A 23282-nucleotide genomic window follows, 5' to 3' on the forward strand; every position below is an offset into this window, starting at 1 on the left:
GGAATGAAACACACCATCGCTCCTCTCTCAGGGCAAGCCCAACAGGTATCGGCGCAATTGCCAGCACTATTACAAAAAGCCTTCCGTCCGCAAACCTATATTGCTCAACAAGCTGTGGAGTCTGCAGTCAAAACCCTCGCGCAGCAAGCCTTACAGAGCGCGATTATTCTTTCTGAGGATGCATATAAAAATATCGCCGCACTGATTGAAATGATCGATCGGAAAATATCGGATCAGATTAACGGCATTTTGCATCATCCTGAATTCCAACAACTCGAGAGTGCTTGGCGTGGCCTACACTATTTGGTCACCCACACCGAAACCGATGAGCAGCTTAAATTACGGGTACTGGATATTTCTCGCGATGAGCTAAGACGTAACTTGAAACGTTATAAAGGCGCCAATTGGGATCAAAGCCCGATATTTCGCATGATTTATGAAGAGGAATACGGACAACTAGGGGGAGAACCTTACGGCTGCTTGGTGGGAGATTACTACTTCGATCACTCGCCAGAGGAGGTCGATCTGCTTACGTCATTAGCAAAAATAGCCTCCTCAGCACACGTACCGTTCATTGCGGGGGCTGCGCCCTCGGTCATGCAAATGCAAAGCTGGCAGGAACTGGCGAACCCTCGCGATTTAACGAAAATTTTTACCCAGAATCTCGAATATATATCGTGGAATGCCTTACGACAGTCAGAAGATGCCCGCTATATCGGCTTGGCGATGCCACGATTTTTGGCGCGGCTCCCTTATGGTACTCGCACCAATCCCGTCGAGGCGTTTGCGTTCGAAGAGAATACGGCGGGGGCTGATCATAGCCACTATATCTGGGCAAATGCGGCCTACGCCATGGCGGTAAATATTAACCGCTCATTTAAACAGTATGGTTGGTGCACGATGATCCGGGGAGTAGAAAGTGGCGGAGTGGTTGAAGGCCTACCGTGCCATAGTTTTCCGACCGATGATGGCGGGATCGATCTTAAGTGCCCGACTGAAATTGCTATTTCAGATCGACGAGAAGCCGAATTAGCAAAAAATGGTTTTATTCCGCTGGTGCACCGTAAAAATACTGATTATGCCGCCTTTATTGGCGCCCAATCGTTACAAAAACCCGCGGAGTATTACGATGACGATGCCACGGCAAATGCAACCCTATCGGCGCGGCTGCCTTACCTTTTCGCCTGCTCGCGCTTCGCGCATTACTTGAAATGTATTGTACGCGATAAAGTCGGTAGCTTTAAATCTCGAGAAGAGATGGAGAAATGGCTAAATGATTGGGTAATGAATTATGTCGATGGTGATCCCACTAATTCTTCTCAACAAACAAAAGCGAAGCGACCTTTGGCCGCCGCCGAAGTTATCGTCAGCGATATTGATGGTAATCCGGGTTTTTACCAAGCGAAATTCTACTTGCGTCCGCATTTTCAATTGGAAGGCTTAACGGTCTCGCTACGTATGGTGGCTAAGCTGCCTTCGGTCAAAGAGAGCCTTTAATTCTCTACAACAACCCATAACAAGGAGCGTATATGTCTCAGGATATTTTTATTAAATTCGATGGTATTGAAGGGGAGTCTCAAGACGCCCAGCATAAAGGTGAAATTGAGGTGCTAAGCTGGGGTTGGGGCTGCTCACAACACTCGAATATGCACCAGGGTTCAGGAGGTGGCGCAGGTAAAGCAACGGTGGATGATTTTACTTTCGAGCACTATATCGACCGAGCCAGTCCGAATCTTCTAAGCTATTGCTTATCCGGTAAGCATATTAAAAACGTAAAATTTATTATTCGTAAAGCGGGCGGCGACCCACTGGAATATCTGACGATTAGCTTTAGCGATGTCATCATCACGCGTCTCAACAACATTGGCTCCTCTCAGGAAGATATCCGTGCGAGAGAGCAGGTAAGTTTCTCTTTCACTGCTGTTACCGAAGATTATGTGATGCAAAATGCAGAGGGAAGTAAATCGGGAGCCGTGACGGTTAACTATAATGTAAAATCTAACTCACTAAATTAATAAGAATTATAGAAGGAAATAACAGATTTCTTAATACGTCTTGGAATCTGTTATTTCTCTCTCTCCAAATTGACTTTTTATATTCATAGTAATTATGAAGGGGGATGCTTTGCCGTTAATTTATAGGTTTTTATTTTGCCTTATTTTCTTCCTTTCCGGTTGCACGATTAAACCGACAAGTGACTCACAGGTGAATGTCCGTTTTATTGCCGCATCCGATATTAATAAAAATAAAAAAGGGGAGCCTTCGCCGGTACAGATCTTCATTTATCAGGTAAACAATCGCGATAATTTCAGTGCCGAAAATCCGCTAAGTCTCATGTCATCAACATTTTCAAAAACGCATCAGGATTATCGCCGTATTGCCGAGATTATTTTGCAGCCCGGACAACAAAAAACGCTATCGTTACCGATCACCACGGGCCGAAATACCTTGGCTTATGTCGCGGCATTTAGAAATATCGCGACAAATCAGTGGTCGGTTATCCATACCGTAGAAAATCCTGCGCAATTTATATGGCAAAAAGTATTGGGCGGTCGTTCGTTGCAACACACCCTTCGCCTACAGGCTTCCACCCTCACGCTTTCAGAACAAGGAACGTTATGAAAACCAATAAAGTGGTTTGGAGTGAAGGCCTATTTTTAAGGCCACAGCTTTTTCAACAGCAAGAACGCTACTTAGAGCATTTTATCCATCAACGAGCCTCGATATTGACTCCTTATCATTGGGGGTTCTCACAGCTAACCATTGATCGGCAAGCGCTGGAGTATGGCAAATTAGTCATCAACTCTGCACAGGGCATTTTCCCCGACGGCACACCCTTTACCTTCCCTGATGAGTGTTCACCGCCGAAACCGTTAACATTACTGCCGCAACATTGTGGTCAACAATTCTATGTGGCCTTATCCCTGACGGTTCCCAGTCAGGATGAAACCTTATTATCCGCTGAACAGGAAGGCACGTTAGCGCGCTTTATTGCGAAAGAACATCTGGTGCATGACACGAATGCAATTCACCGGGAACCTCGTCATCTGTTACTGGCGCAATTAAGTTTACGATTATTATCAGAATCTGAACTGAATGACACGTGGATGGGATTACCCTGCGCACGGCTTAAACACCTTGAATCCGACGGTCGGGCGATCCTCTGTGACGAAGAGTTTATTCCTCCGGTTATCGATTCCCGGACAAGTACGTCATTAATGAGTGGGATCCAGCAAATCGCCGGACAGCTTAGACATCGAGCTGAAGCGTTAGCTTTACCCTTAACCGAGCAGGGGAATAGCGATTCACTGGCGGTAAGGACGGAGGAGTATCTTCTATTACAACTTTGTAATCGCTACCAATCTATGTTGGACTATTGGCTAAAACGGCCTTTGGTTCATCCGGAGGTCTATTTCTGCGAATTGAATGCCTTACAAGCGGAACTTGCGACCTATTTATGCCAGCAGCGTAGGCCTCCTTCTGAGGGGTTCTCCTACCAACATAAACAGCTAGCGGAGACATTTCGTCCACTGATCGACGATATTAGTCAGCAGCTTAATCTGCTATTGACCAAGGCCGGCGAGTGTTTCGACTTCCAGCGTCAGTCCAACGGTATTTGGGTCACTACCGATCCTGAACTGAGATTAGAGGAATATCACTCGATTATTGTGGCAGTGAACGCTGCCGTTTCCCAGCAGCAGATTACCAAGTATTTCATTCAACAGACCAAAGTCAGCGCGCCACGGCACATTCTCGATTTAGTCCGTTCTCATTTACCCGGCGTCACATTACAACAGCTGGCGGCACCCCCACGCCAATTGGCCCATAGCTCTGGGACCTATTATTTCGAACTCGTAAAAAGCGGCCGTGATTGGCAAAACATCCTCGCCGAACAAGCGGTAGCCCTGCATATTGCCGGACGCTTCACTGCGTTAACGCTACGACTATGGGGGCTACGTGATAGATGACTAAATTATCCGCACTAACGACTGCCTCGCTCAACGAATCCTTCAGTGGAGAAGCTTCGCTCAGTAACATTGATCACGAGCTGAAAGATTTATCATTATCGAAAAAACAATTTGTTGGGGAGAGTATCAGTGAGCGTGTTGCGCAAGCTCGCGCGACACCATACCCATTATTTAGTTTAGCTAAGCCACTCCTCAACGTACTGAGTGATATCCCTTCACAGATCGGACAACTCGAATCCGTGGAAATTCTACGGTCATGGTTAATTTATGAAGTCACGCTCTTCTCACAATTGTGCGAGCAGTTAAATATCCCTTGGCGAAAAATGACAATTACTCGCTATTGCCTTTGTACTGCACTAGATGAGGCTATCCATACTACTGAGTGGGGGATTAATAGTGGGTGGTCACAGCAGAACCTCCTGAATTATTTTGAGGAGGATAACGACGGAGGCAATAAATTCTTTCTACTGGCAGGACGGCTGGCAATGAACCCCAGTGATTATGCTGAGGTATTAAAAGTAATACTGCATATTCTTAATTTAGGTTTCGAAGGACGATACAGTATTCAACAAGAGGGGAAGCAGCACTTAATCCAGATCCGTCAACAGCTTTATACCTTACTGCAACCCTACGTGGCGACTGTGCAAACGCCGGTCTGCACTGACTTCGCACCCTTAGCGCCGCCAGTTAAGAGACCAACCTTTATATCGCTCCGTGGGAGTGCGGTACTCTGTGTGATGCTGACTACAATATTTTACGGAGTCTACAGTTTACATCTCAATTATCGTCTCTACCAATTAAACCATAATGCGTTACAGCTCACCGACCATATCACTCTGCAGCCGTTGCAACGCCCAGTGATGACCTTGCCCCAGCGACTCAAGACGGACATTGAGCAAGGAACATTAACTGTGAGCGATACTGCTCAAGGGTATCTTGTGAAATTGACCGATAGTGCGATGTTCGCTTCGGGGAGTGCCAAACTGCTGTCACATCATTACGCGGTAATAGAGCGCGTCGCGCAAGCAGCTAAGCAACTGGACGCGCGCATCAAAATCGTTGGTCACAGTGACAGTCAGCCGATCCGCAGCCAGAAAAACATCTCTAATCAGCAGCTCTCTCTGCTGCGCGCTGAGGAGGCCGCCCAGATATTTTATCGCGCAGGTTTCACCGCGAATCAGATCCAGCGGGTAGGGGTGGGAGAGCATCAACCGCTTATGGCTAACTCAAGCTTAGCGCAGCGTAATCAAAACAGACGTGTTGAGTTTTTTATCACTTTACAGGGAGATTAAACAATGGAATTGTTGACGCCGATGCTTACTAAAGTCGTCGTTCGACTCACGGTGGCCACTGTGCTGTTATTCGTGTGTGGAATGGTTGCGTTCTATGGTGATTCATGGGGCATAGGCCACTCTTATCCCTTAATCTCACCTTACCATCGTGCGATGGTGATTATAGCCATATTACTGGCTGCGTTGACCTTCCTATACCGTCTGCCCCGCTATTTTTTACTCGCACTGGTCTTGATTAACCTCGTGTGGTTACTGGGGCCGTTGGTGACGTTTGGCGAGCTCTCGCCGTTGGCGCCTCTGCTGCCTCGCGCGTTAATCTGTTTAATCATCGCGGTGCTGACGGTCGGTTATTATAGTTCGGTGTATGCCGTAAAGACTTATGGCGCACTGCCGCAAAAATTCGCTTTACTGCGGTTTTTGCCGCATCTTGCGCCATGCCGTTACCCGGAGATCGTACAATGCATCAAACAGTGGCGAAAAATTCTCCGCAAACGTAATCGTCTGATACCCTGGGGGAAACGACTTTTCTGCCAGACCGCAGCGCAAAGACAAAACGCATGCGTGATGGTCGTTGGCCCCTCACGGAGTGGTAAAACCACTGCTTTACTCAACGCGGAACTGGTATGGGCTTTACCTTACCAACAGCAGGAGGCGCGTCAGCCCTTCGCCGCAACCGACCATCCGCAATTTTGGTTAGCAGATAATGCACTGTGGTGTGATACTCCAGGACGTTTTTTTGACCCTGAACAGTCGACTTCCGAGACGGCCGACGAGTGGCAAGCATTCGTTAAACAGCTTGCGACGTTGGCATCTGAGGCCTCCCTCGAAGCGATTGTCTTTGTTATGGACTGCCCCCGTTTATTGTCATCAACACCCCAACAACTGACGGAATATGCGGCGCTATGCAGAACACATCTTGAGGAATTCCCCCAGTGGCGTGAGGGCAGGTTGCCTCTCTATCTTTTGGTGAGTCAACTCGATCAGTTGGTAGGGTTTCGTGAGTATTTTCATGATATTCCCATGAAAGAGCGATATCAGATATTAGGCGAGACGTTTACGCAGGAAGAGCATGAATCCTCGGCGTGTCTGGAGGCCATTAGTCAGCAGCTGGCCTCAATGGTTGAACGTATCGCACAGCAAGTACTGACTAAACAGCACCAGAGTGAAGATGTCGTAATACGTAAAGGCATCGAACGTTTCCCCGCAAACGTTGAGGCCTTAACGCGTGCGCTAGTCATTTTTATTGAGCCATTAATCGCTTCACGATCTGAGGTGACCGCCGAGTACGTACCTGCCTTGCAGGGCATCTACTTAGGGTGTGGTGATCTGTCTAGTGAGGGACAGTTTAGCCACCCACAGTCGCTGGTCAGGCAGTGGTTAGCAGAAACCTCTCACGCTGAGGCAGAGGGGAAGGTGTCGCCGCCCAACGCGATTTTAGATAACTTACCGCGTTCGTTTCGACACTTTTTTATTAAAACGCTTTTTCAGCATCGGATCATCGATGATTACCGATTGCGGCATGCGTTACACGCTAAACGATTCACCACCCGTTTTCGTCGTGGCGCGATCCTTACGGCGATTTTTGGGGTGGGGACCATTTCTCTTTATAGCCTCACTCAGCGCTACGATAACGATCAGCGTCTGCTTACCGAATCACGCCATGCACTTGATCGTCTTGATGAAGAATTGAGTACGACACAGCCTCCTCTCGACCTAGCGCTAACGCAGTTAAGCCAACTGGTTCCAAGTATTAGGCCATATCCTGCGTTATCGAGCCAATCTGGGCTGGGAATGGCCGAGAAGTGGGCAGAAGTCAATAGCAGGGTTTACCATCAGTGGTTAAAGGACCATTTGTTACCAATGATTCTGAAGGTTACCGTCGACGATCTGTCGGCCCAGCTAGCGAAAAACGATCCGCAAAGGTTATTGACGATACTCAGTGTGTATTTAATGTTATACGGGGAACTGGAACGTGATAATGCCTTATTGGAACGATGGTTTTCCTCGCATGCTGAACTGTTATCGGCGTTTGAACGGCAGGACAGTGCGCCTCTTTTAGTGCGTCGACTCTTTCGTGAGACAAACTGGCAAATCTCTACGCAGTCTGCTGATCATCAGCTTATCGACGCGGCCCGTCAGCGATTATTACAACAGCCGTTACCTATCTACCTTTATAATGATATCATTCAGCAGGTTAGCGATGTCTCCTTACCGCCGGTGGCGCTACCTCAATTGATTACCTCATCGGAACCGTTGCTGTTTATCTCCCAGCCAACATTAAAACCTGCGGCAGGGCTCTACAATTTACAGGGTGTCCAATACTGGGATACCCATGTTGCTATCACTCATTTTCCCAAAGCGCTGGTTCGTGTCGAAAAAATCTTATATGGCAAGCCTCCCATACCGCGTGAATACACGCCACAGCAACGTTGGCAACAAGTATCGCAATTATATTTGCAAGGATACCGTCACTATTGGCAGGATTTTTTACAGGGGTTACAGCTCAACCTCTCTCTTGCTGGCCATGAGTCGGAACCAGGCCAACAGCGGCATCGTATTGAGTATTTATTAAAGGATTTTACTCGCCAAGATTCCCAACTACGGCAGTTGCTGGTTAACGTTGCCCAGCAGACCCAGTTGGCCACAGCACTCGGCGATGCAGCCCATCCTGCCGAGATTATTGAGGAGGAAAGGCAACGTCGACGCGATAACGTCGATAACCATTTTATCGCGTTACACCGTTTTGTGGATGCACCTGATGCGAAGAGTGCCTTTTCGTTAGCGCAGTTAGAAATGGCACTGACCCAGCTTTATATCACCCTCCAAGCCACTGAGATGACGACCGACAATCAATTCAACGCTTTGCTCTCTGAGCAAGCGAAGGTTTCGCAAGGGGGGAGTACGATTTTACGTCATATAGATCAGTTACCGCAGCCATTACCGCGACTGTTTGTCCCGCTACTGTCTGTCGCTCAGCAGCAGGTCGCTCAACACACATGGACAATTAATGCCGAACAGATTAATCAGGAAATTATTCGTTATTGCCGTCAACATTTGATGGGGCGCTATCCTTTTGCTTCATCGGCGGTCGAGGCGGATCCACAGACTGTGGCAGAAATGTTCTCTCCGCAAGGGAAGTTAGCACGGTATTTCACCGAACACTTGGCAGATAAGGTTGACACTCATCATCGACCTTGGCGTTTTATCACCGCTGATAACGCCATCTCTCCACGCTTATTAACACTGTTTGAGCAAGGAAAGCAGATCCAGCAGCAATTATTTCCACACGCTTCGCAATCATCGGGCTTGACGTTGATGTTATCGGTACAGGATATGACGAACGGTATAACACAGCTCATTATTGATAACGATGATCAGCAGTTTCGTTATGTCCATGGGCCGATTCTCCAGCAAAAACTACGATGGCCGGCCATCCATCCCGCGGTTACTTTTCAGATACGAGCGGTCGCGGCGGAAGGAAATTCCCTATGGAGTATTGAGGAGAAAGGCTATTGGGGAATTTTGCGATGGCTAGAACGTAGTCAAAAACAGTTCGATCCCCGCAGTCGGCAAACGATCGTGACATTAGGCAAAGGTGGGGCACAGGCTCGTCTTGCGGTGAACGGGCTAGGGACATCGGTGCCTCATCTCATTAGCCTTTTCCGGCGCATCGATTGCTCGCTAGCAGAGTAGCCGCGCATCGAATCACTCATTCATCAAGGAAGAAAAATGAATAGAATACTGACATTAATTAACCATGCTGAGCAGACACAGCGGCTAGTGATTACCCGGCTATCGGGTAGCGAAGCGCTCTCGTCATTGGGCCATTATTACGTGGAGGCTGAGACAGTAAGCCGAGAAGAGGGCGATGATAACGCCGTAGAGGAGATTAAACTTAAGGCGTTAATTGGGCAATCGGTCAGCGTGTGTATTGCCTTAGAAGCTGAGCGACAACCCAGCTCACCGCAACAGCCCGTTCGGTGGATCAATGGCATAATCGAAAAAGCACGCTACTTAGGCCATGACGCGCAACATGCCCACTACGAACTGATGATCAGGCCTTGGATCTTCCTATTGGGTAAAACGACCGATTTTAAAATTTATCAGCAAAAATCGGTGGTCGACATTTTGCACGATGTGCTTAAAGAGTATGGTCGGCCCTACGAGTGTCGCCTAGCTGAGACCTATCCTACGCTGGATTATCAAGTGCAATATGGCGAAAGCGATTATGATTTTCTACAGCGATTAATGGAAAAGTGGGGGATTTATTGGTTTGTTGAGCATAGTGAAAAGAGCCATACCCTTATTTTCGTCGACAGTCCCCAGGCTCATCAGCCTTTTACACATGATGGTTATCGAACGCTTCCCTACTTAGCGCAATCGCCCGTTTTTCAGGCGCCTTTTATCTCTACTTTTCACTATCAAGAGGCGCTCACTACCGGTCACTGGGTCACCTCCGACTATGATTTTACCGCATCGCGAAAAACGTTATCGGTAAGCGAACAGCAGCCGAGAAATACCTATTTCAACCGTATGGAAATTTACGACTGGCCAGGTGATTTTACCGAAAACGAGGTTGGTGAACGGCTGGCTAAAATCCGGATTGAGTCCTTAGGCGCGCAAGGCCACCGCTGCACAGGGAGTGCTGAGTTACGCGGGATGACCTGCGGGGCACAGTTCACGCTATCAGGTTATCCGTTAGAGCACGCAAATCGCCCTTATTTCATTTTACGTACCGACCTCGAGATCGTGAATAATCGGCAAAGCTCTTCCGAGGTCAGCAGTCAGACGACGTGCCATTTTACGGTTCAGCCGCTGACTAAGCGTTACCGGCATCCTCAAGTCACGCCTAAACCTCGTACCTTCGGCCCTCAGACCGCGATGGTAACCGGTCCAGCAGAAAAAGAGATATGGACTGACCAATTTGGACGCGTCAAGGTACGCTTTCAGTGGGATCGCTACGGTCAGAACAGTGAGGCCGACTCTTGTTGGCTGCGAGTCAGCCAAGCTTGGGCCGGTAATCGTTTTGGCGGTATGTATATTCCGCGAGTCGGCCATGAAGTGATTGTTGACTTTATTCAAGGCGATCCCGATCGGCCATTGATCATCGGTAGCTTGTATAACGATAAATCGACTCCCCCTTGGGCCTTACCCAATAATGGCAGCCAGAGCGGGCTTGTCAGTCGTAGCGTGGGGGGCAGTGAGGCCAATTTTAATGGTATCCGTTTCGAAGACCGGTTAGGGCAGGAGCAATATTGGGAACAAGCAGAACGTGATATGAATCGTTTAACGAAGCAAAACGAAGTGCAGGTCATAGGAGCCTCCCAGCAAGTCGAGGTCGGGGAAAACTATCGCTCAAGCGTTGCGGGGACCAGTAATTATGTTATCGGTGCATCCTTGGGGATCTCTGTCGGAGGTGCCCATCATACGAAGGTCGGTGGTCTGATGAGTATGAATGCGGGAGCGGCTATTGGGATAAATGCGGGCGGGGCTATCGGCGTAAATGCTGGGGGAGCGATCGGTATTGCCAGCGGAGGAGCTATGTCAATGGTGACGGGAGGGGCGATGGGGTTAGCCGTCGGAGGTGCGATGGGATTGAGTTCTGGTGGCGATTTAGTGATTTCAGCCAGGCGCATTAGGATCATTGCTGATAGCCAAATCATCTTACAAGCGGGACAAATTGATTTTAACCCAGGTGATGCGGGCCCACGTGGCGGTGGCGGTGGCGGTGGAGTTATCGGGCTACCGGGCATTACTCCCACTGCGGGACTGTTTGCCGGTAAAACGTTACCCATTCCGACCCCGACCATTACCAGTAGCATTATTCCCGACGTATAACCTAATAACAGGGGGTGTTTTATGTTGATGGCTAGAATGGGCGATGTCACATCGCACGGTGGTACGGTACTGAATGGTTTGGCGACGGTTCGTTGCGCGGGGCTGCCCATCGCTTTAGCGGCGACAAGCATCACCAGCTGCTCTCTCCTACATGTCGCGAGTCCTATTACCACTGGCTCGACCACAGTCTTTGCAACCGGCGTCCCGCTCGCTCGGGTTGGGGATATGACTGGGTGTGGTGCGCAGATCGTGAGTGGGGCAGCAAATGTATTTATTAGAAATTGAGCTACTTCGACAGGAACATCTGTTTAGACAGGAAAAGGGATGCCCACCTGAAAATCGAGAGGGTGATTATTATCTTGAGAAACGCCGTGACAATACTCTTTTACAGCAGTTGGCAAAAGAGTTCTGGCTGTATCAAGGCTCGCCCTTTAGCGAAATAGAGGCTAGCTCCACGCCGTGTGATACGAATAATGAGCGTTTATTTCAACAAGAAATTCATGACTCAGCTCAACAACTCGTTACGACATTAGTTCAACGGCCATTATCGATTAAGCAAATTTTACAGCAGCTTGAGCAAGAGTTACCGGAAACGGTGCCGCTCGGTAAGTGTTCGTTGGAGACCAGTATATTAAGGATAGTAGATTATCCCTCGGCTTTTGAAGCGCTAAAGGAAAAGTATCGATAACGGTTAAGGAGACATAAATATGAAAGATAGGTGTTGGGGGACCCCAGTGACCTTACAAAAACTGCTGGATGATTCTCCGCTACAGGAGGAGATTTTTTCACTCGATGCATCAATGATTAAGCGGTTTATCACCGAAGATCTGAGTCAGCTATTAAACACTCAACCTACCGAGATCGCTTCTCAGCTTAACGGCGGATCATTAATCGATAACTCTGTCCTTAATTATGGCTTAGGGATCGTCATTGGCGACGCGATCACCTCGCAGCACTACCATAAAGTAGAGGAGGCGATTAAGCGCGCCATTACGCGATTTGAACCTCGTATAGATCCCCATACATTGATCGTGACAGTACTGCCAATAACGACGCGGACTCAGTCGATCTCTCAACTGAGTTTGAATATTACGGCTGAAATACGCTTTTATCCGCAAAATTTAGCCCTAACCTTAGCGGGAACTTACGATACCGTAACCACGAGGACATGGTTTGAATAACGAACATAATAGATTATATGTATAAGATTATTGCGTTCAAAGAAAACAACAATAAATAAATCCTATTTTCTTAGAGCTTTAGTTCCCCTATTCTGACGAACGAAGAGTAAATACGGTATTTTAGGAAACACTATAATTCAATTCAAACTACCATTTTTACGGATAAATAATGGATGTATTGATTATCAGGGTGGTAGGCGGCGATGCTTACTTCAAGCTGGGGATTATGTCCTTGGTAATTAGCCAATGGGAAAATGGGAACAAAAAAGTAGAAGTTGTTCCTGACGATGCGACAGCCTTTCATCTTAGTTTCGATTTTTATGAAGAGGTTGTTGTGGTCCACGCGACTGACTTAATAGGAGCACCGCATTTATCTGAATCAAAAAAAGGCTGTTGGGGAAATATCTATATTCCCTTTAACTGCCGGCGTGCGACATTAGCGCAGATAGAAAGAAAAATTTCGAAAATATTGGCAATCTCAAGCTGGAAAGTACCCAACAATTTCGATTTGATCCACCTTATCGCTCATAACGATTTCAAACGCTATCAGCAACTCTCGCCCGCTGAGTTTATGATTTTGACCTTAATTGGCCAAGGGATAGATTGTCATTTCATTTCTAAAACAATGAATCGTTCAATAAAAACGGTTCGTACACATTATCGCAGTGCTAGCCGAAAACTGGGCTTTGATAACCAAGCGGATTTTTTTAGATTTGCTAAATATGTTGCCAACAACAGTCAAGGTGCGATTAACACTCTCTGCTTATAAAATAAGGAAGTTAGGATGAATACAGGAAGTTCATCGAATATTAAGGGTAGTGGTTTCACTAAAAAACATCTTTTATGTTGCGCGCTGTTTTTAGTGCCAATAGAAGGGGGAGCTGAAACGCATGAAAAACTAGTCCTCGATAAATCGGGTTATTGGAAAGATATTACTATAAATAACGTTTCTACTCCTAATGGCGGTTTATTAATTAAGAATGATGCAACGGTTAATCTTATTAATGCCGATATAACGGTGGCGCTTATTAGTGGTGTTGGAATCAGAACCGATGTGGGCAAATTTACCGCTGAACATTTGAAAATAAACGTTAAAGACAGCCAAGGCAGGGCTGTAGGGGTTAGTATTGGTCCAACCAGTCAAGTCAATCTCAGCGAGATGACGTTAGTAAACCATGGCAAAGGTGAGGGAATTGTCTTTAATACTGAAGCGGGTACTGAATCTGGATTAAACCTCTCACACAGCACGATCGAAACCACTAACGGCGCAGGAATTCGTTCGATGTTTGGCGTGCTGACACTAAACGACGTTAATATTCTCGCGCGTGGTAATTTCGGCCATGCCATTGATATGAATACTGGCACAAAAGATCTGACTATCCGGGAGGGAAAATTTATTACCGAAGGGGATGAAAGTTACGGAATCTGGATGATTCACGATGGCGGTAAAATGTTTGCAGATGGCGTGGAGTTTTATACGTATGGACTTCGATCACATGGCCTTGTTTTACAGCAATCCATGGCCAATGTTCCTCTTAGCGAAGCTATTCTTAGTCTTACTTCGTTCGAGATATTCGGTGATAGGGCCTATGGTATTTACACTGAAGGTAACCTCTTTGGCGATCATTTAAACTTCAATACTTATGGTAAAAAAAGCCATGGTATCGCGGCGGTTGGGGAAGGAACCGCCGAGGTAACTAATTCAATGGTGGAGACTTACAATGATGACTCTTATGGCGTGGCTCTCATCAACGGTGCAAAGGTAACGGCAGATCAACTTTATATTGCTACAGAAGGTAAATACTCCCATGGTGTTTATAATGACGGTGGGACGATAAAACTCGAGAATAGTTTGATTCACGCTAGCGGCGAAAACGCTGCTGGGGTGATGATGAATGGCGATAAATCTACCAATAACTTCTCTTATTCCGAACTTAGCCAGTTAAACCCTGCCGTAGTCCTTAACAATACGGAGCTATATGGCAACTTAGTTGACAGTGGCAACGCTATTATAAGTATTAACGGTGCATCGTCGGTGAAACTATCTAATAGCCAAATTAATTATAAAAATGGCCAAGCGTTTGCTGCCCTCACCACGACGGACGAAAAACAAAATCGCTTCTCGTCTGCACTTTATATCGATGCAACTGATAGCATCATTTCAGGTAATATTCTCGCAACAGATAACAATAAAATATTTGCCGATCTTAAGGGAGAAAAAGGAGTATTAACTGGCCAAGTATTCAATGTTGAGTCAGTGAACTTACAAAAAGGCCTCTGGAATATTACTGGGAGTAGCCAAACAAAATCCCTCAATAATGACGGTAACATTATTTTTGCATCAGATAACACTGACCATCAGCTGATTATCGATGGCGATTATAGCGGTAACGGATCACTAACCATGTCGGCAAAGCTTTCCGGAGATAACTCGCCAACTAATAAGGTGATTATTAAGGGAGATGTTTTAGCGGGTAGCTCTACGGCGGTGAGTGTCAATAATCTGGGCGGACTTGGAGCCGAAACCATAAAGGGAATTGAGCTTATTTCTGTTGGGGGGACTTCGTATGGTCATTTCACACAGCAGGGAAGAATCGTTGCTGGGGCTTACGAATACCATTTAATGAAACAGGCGGAGAGCTGGTTTTTACGCACAGAATCATCAGAGCCTGAGCCGGAACCCACTCCGGACCCGACACCAACGCCAGACCCGACTCCTACTCCGGACCCAACACCAACGCCAAACCCGACGCCTACTCCGGACCCTACCCCAATGCCAGACCCGATACCCACACCGGATCCGACGCCAACCCCTCGTCCTGTACCGACCTACCGAGTCGAGGCAGGTAGTTATCTGGCCAATTTTATCGCGGGCAATACACTATTTAACACTTCTTTGTTTGAACGAGAGTCCGATCCCTTCGAACATGAACAATCACTTTTCGGACAGAACATGTCGAGTTTATGGCTGCGTCAAGTGGGAGGGCGTAGTAGTTGGTCTGATAGTAGCGGTCAACTCAAGACAAAATCTAATCGTTATGTCGCGCAATTAGGAGGGGCCTTACTGCATATTGAAACGCCGGCAGGGGGACGCTGGAGCACGGGAGTGATGGCAGGTTACGGTTATCATCATAACTCGACGGCTTCAAACCGTGTGGCTTATCGCGCCAAAGGTAACGTAAACGGTTACAGTACCGGCTTGTACTCCACTTGGATAAATGAGGACTCGGGCAAAGGCGGGTATATTGATAGCTGGTTACTCTACAACTGGTTTAATAACTCGGTTAAAGGGGAGCAATTACGTCCGCAATATTACCGCTCTAAAGGCCTTACTGGTAGCGTTGAGGCGGGCTATATTTCCGAGGTATTGAGATTTAATGGTAGCCTGGGCTCGGAATACCGCTGGTACTTTATGCCCTCAGCACAGTTCATCTATCAAGGGGTTAAGCATCGTGATGTTATTGAAGAGAACAACACTCGTGTGAGTAATGTGGGTAAACACAACATTCAAAGTAAATTAGGAATAAGAAGTTGGTTACGAGGCCGTCATCGAATCGACCAACAGACTGAACGTTATTTTCAACCTTTCGCTGAAGTTAACTGGTTACACAATTTAAAACGCCAAGGTGTTCGAATGGATAACACTAAAGTCGAGCTTGCTGGTGCAGAAAACATGGCTGAAATAAAACTTGGGCTAGACGCTAAACTCTCTTCACAAGGCAGTGTTTGGGTGAATACAGCAGTGCAAATTGGTAACCACGGCTATAACGATAATCGTCTAACTTTAGGCGGTAAATGGCACTTTTAAAATAATCTAATACTGCGATGCGAAGGCGGCGATGGACTGCATGGGAAATATTCAGTTAGTGCAGAAAATCTCCGCCTTTTATATTATGCTAAGGCATCAACAATCCTGCTTTCTTATTAGTAGAAAGTCGATGTACTAGCTGGTGGAGCTCGCATGCGATTTAACTATCTTATCGTACCAATCATCACTCTTCTCTGTTCTTGCAGTAGCCACTCGCACCGTACGGACAATCAGACTGCTCCACAAGGGGGGTTTTTATTAAAGCCTGCCACTTTGTCTCAAGGTGACTTAACCGGAGATTTTGCGGGGAATCCGCGCGCAGAACAATTTATCGATATGATGGTTGAAAAGCATAATTTTAACCGTCAGCAGCTCGTCGCCTGGCTGAGCCAAACGCGTCGCTTAGATTACGTGTTGAGACTTATGGATCGTCAAGCGCCAAACTATACCCCTGAACCGGGTCCGAACGGCGCTTGGATTCGTTATCGAAATAAATTTATTACCGACTCGAACGTACAAAATGGTGTTGTTTTTTGGAATCAATATCGCGATGCGCTTTCTCGAGCCGAAGTACAGTATGGCGTTCCAGCAGAAATTATCGTTGGTATTATCGGGGTCGAAACGCGCTGGGGTCGGGTAATGGGGAAAACCCGTATTATTGATGGCCTCGCAACGCTGGCCTTTGATTATCCTCGCCGAGCAACCTATTTTAGTAGTGAATTGGAAACCTTCTTGCTCATGTCGCAACACGAGCAAGACAATCCCTTAACGCTACGCGGATCTTTTGCCGGAGCGATGGGCTACGGCCAATTCATGCCATCAGCCTATAAACAGTTTGCGGTAGATTTTAACGGTGATGGTCATGTAAACCTTTGGGACCCGGTTGATGCCATTGGCAGTGTTGCGCATTATTTCCAACAAAGCGGCTGGAAAACAGGGCAACCTGTGGCAATTGTCGGCTCTGGACAAGCTCCTGGCTTAGAAAACGGTTACTCAACGCGCTATACGGTTAACCAATTAAAAAACAGTGGATTGACACCTCAGCAACCACTTTCTGGTTCACAGAAAGTCAGTCTGTTGCGTTTAGATATGGGTAATAGTTATCAATACTGGTTTGGCTTACCCAACTTCTACGCAATTACACGCTACAATCACAGTACACAGTACGCGATGGCAGTGTGGCAATTAGGCGAATCAGTACGCGCTTCTCGGCAAAATAACCTGTAACAGGGTTAAATAACAGCGTGTCGGAGCGTAATTTATCTGACCGGCACGCTAACACTTCCCCGAAAGCGTTAAACTACCCCCTAGCCCATCAGATGGAGAGAATGATATGAGTGACAGACTAGCCCAATTAAGCCAATTACTCGGGCATCATCTTACGCAATCTCAAGCAATCCTCACCACTGCGGAATCCTGTACAGGGGGAGGCATTGCTAAAGCGCTCACTGATATTAGCGGTTGCTCCGCGTATTTTGAGGGGGGATTCGTCACCTATAGTGAGCAAAGTAAACAGCGCTTTTTAGGGGTGTTACCCGATACTTTATACCAGTTTGGGGTGGTGAGTGAAAATGTGGCGAAAGAGATGGCCGAAGGCGCTTGTCATGCGTTTTCAGCCAACTACGCCATATCGGTCACCGGTTACGCTGGGCCGGGTGGTGGAACGGAGGATATGCCAGTCGGTACAGTCTGTTTTGGGTTTGCCTCACCAGGGCACACCACAACCCATACCTGCCACTTTTCCGGTAACCGAGAGGCTATTCGTCAGCAAGCAGTGGTTTTTGCCTTAACCACCGCACTCGAGACATTTTTCAAAATTAAGCTTGATACTGTATGACTATACAGTATAATTAACCGCGTAAATGCATAAGCATAAAATCCCCTTGCTGGCGAAACCAGTACGATTAGGAGTTGAAATGGCTATCGATGAAAACAAACAAAAAGCACTTGCCGCTGCGTTAGGACAAATTGAGAAGCAGTTTGGTAAAGGCTCTATCATGCGTCTAGGTGAAGACCGGACGATGGATGTTGAAACCATTTCAACGGGATCATTATCCTTAGACATCGCATTGGGGGCCGGTGGCCTACCCATGGGACGTATCGTTGAAATTTATGGACCGGAATCATCGGGTAAAACAACGCTGACTTTACAAGTCATCGCCGCTGCGCAACGTAAAGGCAAAACCTGTGCCTTTATCGATGCTGAACATGCGTTAGACCCGATCTATGCTAAAAAGCTTGGTGTTGATATCGATAATCTGCTGTGTTCTCAGCCCGATACCGGTGAGCAAGCGCTAGAAATTTGTGATGCGCTGGCACGTTCTGGTGCAGTCGATGTCATTATTGTCGACTCCGTTGCGGCACTGACACCAAAAGCTGAAATTGAAGGTGAAATTGGTGATTCGCATATGGGCCTTGCGGCACGTATGATGAGCCAAGCGATGCGTAAGTTAGCGGGTAACTTAAAACAATCGAATACACTCCTTATTTTCATCAACCAAATTCGGATGAAGATCGGTGTTATGTTTGGTAACCCTGAAACGACAACCGGTGGTAACGCATTAAAGTTCTACGCCTCAGTCCGTCTTGATATCCGCCGTATTGGTGCGATCAAAGAGGGGGAAAATGTGGTGGGAAGCGAGACCCGCGTCAAAGTGGTGAAAAATAAAATTGCAGCACCTTTCCGTCAAGCAGAATTCCAAATTATGTATGGCGAAGGGATCAACTTCTATGGTGAGTTGGTCGATTTAGGGGTGAAGCATAAGTTTATTGAAAAAGCGGGTGCTTGGTATAGCTATCAAGGTGATAAGATTGGTCAAGGTAAGGCCAATGCCGGTAACTACCTGCGTGAGAATCCGCAAATTGCTACAGAAATTGAGCAAAAACTGCGTGAAACCTTACTGAATAACCCAAGTCACGAAGGTGAAGCCTCACCAGAGCATGAGATGTCTGGCGAGAATGACGAGCAAGATGAATTTTAATATTGTATCGTGATGTGAGTAACGGGAGTCTGCTTATGCGGCTCCCGTTTTTCGTTATGGGTACTCAATGAAGAGGACAACAAATGGAGACTACCGTCCAGCGCAAAGAGGTCACGTACGCACAGTTATTACAACGCGCAGTATGGATACTCGGACAACGTGACCATGGAACAGAAGAGTTACGGGAAAAGCTGCGTTTAGCGGTTGCAAGGAAGTCGTTACGTGAAACCACCACGCAGTTTTGGGTTGCTGAAGAAACCTTAGAAAGCGTTATGCAGTGGTGCGTGGAACAGGGCTACTTAAATGATGAGCGCTTTTGCCAACAATTTATCCAACAACGTAGCCGCAGGGGCTATGGCCCTCAGCGAATTTGCCAAGATTTGCAACGCAAACAGATTCCTTCATCAATAGCCCAAGATGCGTTGCGCCATACTGACGTAGATTGGCAGCAGTGCGCACAAGAGGTTGCAGAGAAAAAAGCTGGGCGACATTGGCCCACGAGTTATCCGGAAAAAGCGAAGTTACAACGTTATCTTTACAGCAGAGGCTTTCAAAGCGAAGATATCCGTGCTGTTTTTGAAAATATTTCCTCGTGAATAAGATTGAGATTTTACTTCGTAGTGAAGAAAACTTATCTTATTGAGACTTTTAGTTCCCTATCATAAGTCGACTGTGAGCATTCCAGTGACCTAGATGTAACGGAACGTCTGTTAAGCATGATACCAGGACATTTATGAGCAAGAGTACTGCAGAGATTCGTCAGACGTTTCTCGATTTTTTCCAAAGCAAAGGCCACCAAATTGTTGCTAGCAGCTCGCTAGTGCCAAACAATGACCCAACGTTACTCTTTACTAACGCAGGGATGAATCAGTTCAAGGATGTGTTCCTCGGTCAAGATAAACGTGATTATTCACGTGCGACCACCTCACAGCGTTGTGTCCGTGCAGGGGGGAAACATAATGACCTCGAAAACGTTGGTTATACTGCACGCCACCACACCTTCTTTGAAATGCTCGGTAACTTCAGTTTCGGTGACTATTTCAAGCGTGAAGCCATTTCATTTGCCTGGGAACTTCTGACCAGTGCGCAATGGTTTAATTTACCCAAAGAGCGCTTGTGGGTAACTGTTTACGAAACCGACGACGAAGCTTGGAATATCTGGGAAAAAGAGATCGGTGTTCCCGCTGAACGCATTATTCGTATCGGCGATAATAAAGGCAGTGCCTACGCCTCTGACAACTTCTGGCAGATGGGTGATACGGGGCCGTGTGGCCCTTGTAGCGAAATATTCTACGATCATGGCGACCATATCTGGGGCGGACCTCCAGGTTCTGCTGAAGAAGACGGTGACCGCTATATCGAAATCTGGAATATCGTCTTCATGCAGTTTAACCGCCAAGCTGACGGCACAATGCTTCCTCTGCCAAAACCTTCTGTTGATACGGGGATGGGCTTAGAACGTATTTCTGCGGTGCTACAACACGTCAACTCTAACTACGATATTGATTTATTCCAAAAACTTATTGCTTCCGTGGCACAAGTTACTGGAACGCAAGACTTAACTAATAAATCGTTACGCGTTATCGCTGACCATATCCGTTCTTGTGCCTTCTTAATCGCTGACGGTGTCGTGCCTTCTAATGAGAACCGCGGTTATGTCCTTCGTCGAATTATTCGTCGCGCGGTTCGCCACGGCAACATGTTAGGTGCGCAACAGAGTTTCTTCTATAAATTAGTGCAGCCGCTCATCGATGTGATGGGAAGCGCAGGCGATGAACTACGCCAACAACAGCAACATGTTGAAAGCGTATTAAAAGCTGAAGAAGAACAGTTCGCCAAAACTTTAGAGCGTGGTCTAGCACTTCTCGATGAAGAGCTTGCTGCACTGCAAGGCGATACCCTTCAGGGTGAGATCGTATTCCGTCTTTACGACACCTTCGGTTTCCCAGCTGACTTAACGGCGGATGTTTGCCGTGAGCGCGATTTAAAAATTGATGAAGCGGGCTTCGAAGCCGCAATGGAAGCGCAGCGCCAACGCGCACGCCAAGCGAGTGGCTTCAGTGCCGATTACAATGCGCAAATTCGTGTTGAGAAAGAGAGCGAATTTAAGGGGTATGACCAACTGTCGTTCCCAGCAACCGTTAGCGAAATTTTTGTCGACGGACAATCTGTACCAACACTGCTACCTGGGCAATCAGCGGTGGTGATACTCGACAAAACCCCATTCTATGGCGAATCGGGTGGGCAGGTTGGTGATACCGGTATCATCTCGACAGAGCAGGGTGAGTTTACCGTTGAAGATACCCAAAAATACGGAAAGAGCCCAGGCCATTTAGGGCGTCTAACCTCGGGTGAGCTGCAGGTCGGACAACAGGTCAATGCTCAAGTCGATGAGGCTAGACGGGCCAAGATCCGCTTAAACCACTCAGCAACACACCTATTGCACGCAGCCTTGCGTCAAGTGCTTGGGGACCATGTTGCGCAGAAAGGCTCATTGGTTAACGATAAATACCTGCGTTTCGATTTCTCACATACCGAAGCAATGAGCGAGCAGCAACTCCGTCGCGTCACAGAAATTGTTAACCAACAAATCCGCCTTAACCTGCCTGTCACCACTGAGATCATGGATATCGAAGATGCCAAGCAAAAAGGTGCCATGGCCCTATTTGGTGAGAAGTACGACCAGCAGGTTCGCGTATTGACCATGGGCGACTTCTCGGTCGAACTCTGCGGAGGCACTCACGCGCAGCGCACGGGCGATATTGGATTATTTTTGTTGGATTCAGAGTCGGGGACGGCGGCAGGGGTACGTCGTATCGAAGCTTTCACCGGTCAGCGCGCGCTGGATACCGTATTTGCGGCACAGGATCAACTGACGCAAATAGCACAACTGATCAAAGCAAATAGCACTAATCTTAATGACAAGGTTAAAGCGCTAGCCGAACATACTCGTGTGCTTGAAAAACAGGTTCAGCAGCTTAAAGACCAGCAGGCGGCACAGAAAAGTGCTTCTTTGGCTGATCAGGTAAGCGAGATTAATGGCGTAAAAGTGCTTGTCAGTGAGTTACCTTCTCTCGATCCCAAGCTGCTTCGCACCATGGTCGATGATCTGAAAAATCAATTAGGTTCAGCAATTATTGTATTAGGTACAACAAGCGAAGATAAAGTTTCACTTATTGTTGGGGTCACGAAAGATCTGACTGATCGCGTAAAAGCAGGTGAACTTATTGGGCTTATCGCACCGAAAGTCGGTGGCAAAGGGGGCGGTCGACCGGATATGGCGCAAGCAGGTGGTAATTTGCCAGACGCGCTAACCGCAACGCTTGCAGAAGTGCCTGAAATTATTTCTAATAAATTACAATAAGTTAGGTTGATTTCCTTAATGGCCCAACAAACCCTGTTGGGCTTATTATAAAATCATTTAATGAATCTCTTGATAAAGTCAGGTAAGAACTCTGTATTTCGGCTAAACTATTATCAAGCATGAGTTATTACGGATTGAGTGAATTTTATTAATAAAATACGGTCCTAATTACTTAGCGTTAACGATGGATGTGCCGGGTTGCGCAGGGACCCGACTCTTTTAATCTTTCAAGGAGCAAAGAATGCTTATTCTAACTCGTCGAGTTGGTGAAACCCTCATGATCGGTGATGAGGTTACAGTGACGGTACTCGGTGTCAAAGGAAACCAAGTAAGAATTGGTGTTAATGCACCTAAAGAGGTTTCGGTGCACCGTGAAGAGATATACCAACGCATCCAAGCTGAGAAAACTCAGGATTCTGAGTACTAATTTATCTGCACTTACCAGGGGCAGGTTACTAAGCGGCTGTGAAACATAATTATGTTTGCAGCCGTTTTTTTATGCTTTAGAAAAGAAAAACGCCGAGTAAATGTGCTAATTGCTGCGGTTTTGTGCAAACAAACAATCTTCTCGAAAAAGTGTTTGACTTATAAGTCGGGGAAAGTAATATGTGCGCCAACGCAGCAACGAACGGCAACGTAAGTTTCCCTCGGTGCTAAGTTAAGAAGTAAATTGGTGAGGTGGCCGAGAGGCTGAAGGCGCTCCCCTGCTAAGGGAGTATGCGGTCAAAAGCTGCATCGAGGGTTCGAATCCCTCCCTCACCGCCATTTACGCATCCGTAGCTCAGCTGGATAGAGTACTCGGCTACGAACCGAGCGGTCGGAGGTTCGAATCCTCCCGGATGCACCATTC

The 23282-nt window shown here is 47.1% G+C and carries 18 protein-coding genes and 2 tRNA genes; all 20 read left to right on the forward strand.

Going from position 1 to position 23282, the window contains the following annotated elements; translation table 11 throughout:
• Positions 1-3: 3 nt before the first annotated feature.
• The 20 genes from tssC to MKR94_RS02710 all read left to right on the forward strand — a co-directional run bounded on the left by tssC (position 4) and on the right by MKR94_RS02710 (position 23279).
• Positions 4-1497: a type VI secretion system contractile sheath large subunit gene (tssC, locus tag MKR94_RS02615; RefSeq protein WP_241645342.1), complete on the forward strand. Its 1494-nt coding sequence runs from the start codon at positions 4-6 to the stop codon at positions 1495-1497.
• Positions 1498-1529: 32 nt separating this feature from the next.
• Positions 1530-2015 carry an Hcp family type VI secretion system effector gene (locus tag MKR94_RS02620; protein WP_241645343.1) on the forward strand — a complete coding sequence of 162 codons (486 nt, stop codon included), beginning with the start codon at positions 1530-1532 and terminating at the stop codon, positions 2013-2015.
• A 109-nt stretch (positions 2016-2124) separates the two neighbouring features.
• Entirely contained in the window at positions 2125-2622 is a 498-nt protein-coding gene (gene tssJ, locus MKR94_RS02625; protein ID WP_241645344.1) for a type VI secretion system lipoprotein TssJ, read from the forward strand.
• The gene (gene tssK / locus MKR94_RS02630; RefSeq protein ID WP_241645345.1) at positions 2619-3968 is read left to right on the forward strand and encodes a type VI secretion system baseplate subunit TssK; all 1350 of its coding nucleotides are present in this window, start codon (positions 2619-2621) and stop codon (positions 3966-3968) included. The genes tssJ and tssK overlap by 4 nt, the downstream gene beginning before the upstream one ends.
• Complete coding sequence (gene icmH, locus MKR94_RS02635) at positions 3965-5260, forward strand: type IVB secretion system protein IcmH/DotU (protein WP_241645346.1); 1296 nt, start codon at positions 3965-3967, stop codon at positions 5258-5260. Before tssK ends, icmH begins: the two co-directional genes overlap by 4 nt.
• Positions 5261-5263: 3 nt before the next feature.
• Positions 5264-8953, forward strand: a complete 3690-nt coding sequence (gene tssM, locus MKR94_RS02640) for a type VI secretion system membrane subunit TssM (RefSeq protein WP_241645347.1) — start codon at positions 5264-5266, stop codon at positions 8951-8953.
• A 36-nt stretch (positions 8954-8989) separates the two neighbouring features.
• Positions 8990-11098, forward strand: a complete 2109-nt coding sequence (locus MKR94_RS02645) for a type VI secretion system Vgr family protein (protein WP_241645348.1) — start codon at positions 8990-8992, stop codon at positions 11096-11098.
• A gap of 21 nt (positions 11099-11119) precedes the next feature.
• Positions 11120-11383 carry a PAAR domain-containing protein gene (locus MKR94_RS02650; protein ID WP_241645349.1) on the forward strand — a complete coding sequence of 88 codons (264 nt, stop codon included), beginning with the start codon at positions 11120-11122 and terminating at the stop codon, positions 11381-11383.
• Complete coding sequence (locus MKR94_RS02655) at positions 11364-11786, forward strand: hypothetical protein (protein ID WP_241645350.1); 423 nt, start codon at positions 11364-11366, stop codon at positions 11784-11786. Before MKR94_RS02650 ends, MKR94_RS02655 begins: the two co-directional genes overlap by 20 nt.
• A gap of 19 nt (positions 11787-11805) precedes the next feature.
• Positions 11806-12279, forward strand: a complete 474-nt coding sequence (locus tag MKR94_RS02660) for a type VI secretion system baseplate subunit TssE (protein WP_241645351.1) — start codon at positions 11806-11808, stop codon at positions 12277-12279.
• 169 nt (positions 12280-12448) lie between these two features.
• A complete protein-coding gene (locus MKR94_RS02665; protein ID WP_241645352.1) occupies positions 12449-13048 on the forward strand; it encodes a helix-turn-helix transcriptional regulator in 600 nt (199 codons plus the stop codon).
• 15 nt (positions 13049-13063) lie between these two features.
• The gene (locus tag MKR94_RS02670; protein ID WP_241645353.1) at positions 13064-16087 is read left to right on the forward strand and encodes an autotransporter outer membrane beta-barrel domain-containing protein; all 3024 of its coding nucleotides are present in this window, start codon (positions 13064-13066) and stop codon (positions 16085-16087) included.
• A 153-nt stretch (positions 16088-16240) separates the two neighbouring features.
• A complete protein-coding gene (mltB, locus tag MKR94_RS02675; protein WP_241645354.1) occupies positions 16241-17314 on the forward strand; it encodes a lytic murein transglycosylase B in 1074 nt (357 codons plus the stop codon).
• A gap of 106 nt (positions 17315-17420) precedes the next feature.
• On the forward strand, positions 17421-17924 hold the full coding sequence (locus MKR94_RS02680) for a CinA family protein (RefSeq protein ID WP_241645355.1): 504 nt from the start codon (positions 17421-17423) through the stop codon (positions 17922-17924).
• A 79-nt stretch (positions 17925-18003) separates the two neighbouring features.
• Positions 18004-19068: a recombinase RecA gene (gene recA / locus MKR94_RS02685; protein WP_099825769.1), complete on the forward strand. Its 1065-nt coding sequence runs from the start codon at positions 18004-18006 to the stop codon at positions 19066-19068.
• Positions 19069-19151: 83 nt separating this feature from the next.
• On the forward strand, positions 19152-19664 hold the full coding sequence (locus MKR94_RS02690) for a regulatory protein RecX (protein ID WP_241645356.1): 513 nt from the start codon (positions 19152-19154) through the stop codon (positions 19662-19664).
• 137 nt (positions 19665-19801) lie between these two features.
• Positions 19802-22432, forward strand: a complete 2631-nt coding sequence (gene alaS / locus MKR94_RS02695) for an alanine--tRNA ligase (RefSeq protein WP_241645357.1) — start codon at positions 19802-19804, stop codon at positions 22430-22432.
• 241 nt (positions 22433-22673) lie between these two features.
• Positions 22674-22859, forward strand: coding sequence for a carbon storage regulator CsrA (gene csrA, locus MKR94_RS02700; protein ID WP_062812383.1), 186 nt, complete (start codon positions 22674-22676; stop codon positions 22857-22859).
• A 245-nt stretch (positions 22860-23104) separates the two neighbouring features.
• A tRNA-Ser gene (locus tag MKR94_RS02705) sits at positions 23105-23197 on the forward strand.
• A gap of 5 nt (positions 23198-23202) precedes the next feature.
• Positions 23203-23279: transfer RNA gene (locus MKR94_RS02710), tRNA-Arg, on the forward strand.
• Positions 23280-23282 lie beyond the last annotated feature (3 nt).

Origin of the sequence: Rosenbergiella metrosideri, assembly GCF_022602565.1 — a bacterium.
Classification (GTDB): domain Bacteria; phylum Pseudomonadota; class Gammaproteobacteria; order Enterobacterales; family Enterobacteriaceae; genus Rosenbergiella; species Rosenbergiella metrosideri.